Origin of the sequence: Allobosea eneae (assembly GCF_042657265.1) — a bacterium.
GTDB classification, from domain to species: domain Bacteria; phylum Pseudomonadota; class Alphaproteobacteria; order Rhizobiales; family Beijerinckiaceae; genus Allobosea; species Allobosea eneae.
The window spans coordinates 1,059-2,144 of record NZ_JBHSLW010000142.1 but is presented as its reverse complement, the minus strand read 5'-3'; the positions used below and the strand labels follow the sequence as shown (position 1 = coordinate 2,144).

Sequence of the window (1,086 nt, the reverse complement as noted above, 5' to 3'; positions counted from 1 at the left end):
GAGGACATCGAGCGCGAGCGGATCATCATCGATCCACCCTCTGCCTGCGCGTGCTGCGGGGGATCGCGGCTGTCGAAGCTGGGCGAGGACGTGACGCAGAGGGACTGTCAGGATTTCCGTGTGCGGGCGGCGGGTTGAACATCAGGCCGCCATGGCCCTTGTGAAGCGCTCGCCGAAGATGACGGCGAATTGAGCCTTGGCCATGACCCACTCACGAGGTCCCATCTTCCACTCCTTTTCGGAGCGGTTCAAGACGAGGAAGAGGAGCTTCATCGCAGCCTCGTCGGTCGGGAAGTGGCCTCGGGCGCGCACGGCCCGGCGCAGCTTGGCGTTCAGCGCCTCGATCGCGTTGGTGGTGTAGAGGATGCGACGAACGTCGGCGGGGAAGGCGTAGAACGGCACGACCTCGCTCCAGGCGCGTCGCCAGCTCTGGGCGATCGCCGGATAGCGGCGGCCCCAATGCCCCTCCTCGAAGGCGCTGAGCGCTGCCTCGCCGGCGGCGGCATCAATGGCGCGATAGATGCCCTTCAACGCCGCGGCGACGAGCTTGCGATCCTTGTAGGAGACGAAGTCCAGGCTGTGGCGCAACAGGTGGACGATGCAGGTCTGAACCATGGCCTCGGGGAACACCGCCCGGATCGCGTCGGGGAAGCCCTTCAGGCCATCGACGACGGCGAGCAGGATGTCCTCGACGCCGCGGTTGCGCAGTTCGTTCATGACGCGCAGCCAGAACTTCGCGCCCTCGTTATGCTCCAGCCAGAGGCCCAGAATCTCCTTGGCGCCGTCGGCACTGTCAACGGCGGTCGGATTCCAGGCCAGCGTGGCGGAGTAAAAGCAGGCCACTGGCGTTGGGGAGCGGCGGATATGGCGAGGGCCCCGATCGGGGCCCTCGCCATATCGCGCTGCCGGGATTGCTCAGGCGATGATCTCGCCGGTTTCGGGATCGGCTTCGTCGGCGGTGGCCTGGTTTTGCTCCGCCGCGGCGGTGGCGCGGCGACGGCCGGCGGATTGCCTGAGGCGGTAGCTGTCGCCGTTCATGGCCAGGATGCTGACGTGGTGGGTCAGCCGGTCGAGAAGCGCACCGGC

The 1,086-nt window shown here is 67.0% G+C and carries 1 protein-coding gene and 1 pseudogene; both read right to left on the bottom strand.

The window, feature by feature from the left end:
- Positions 1-141: 141 nt before the first annotated feature.
- A pseudogene (locus ACFPOB_RS30985) lies at positions 142-789 on the bottom strand (IS256 family transposase); the annotation flags it as partial.
- 126 nt (positions 790-915) lie between these two features.
- Positions 916-1,086: ATP-binding protein (locus tag ACFPOB_RS30980; RefSeq protein WP_377801974.1), on the bottom strand; the 171-nt coding region annotated here is incomplete at its 5' end.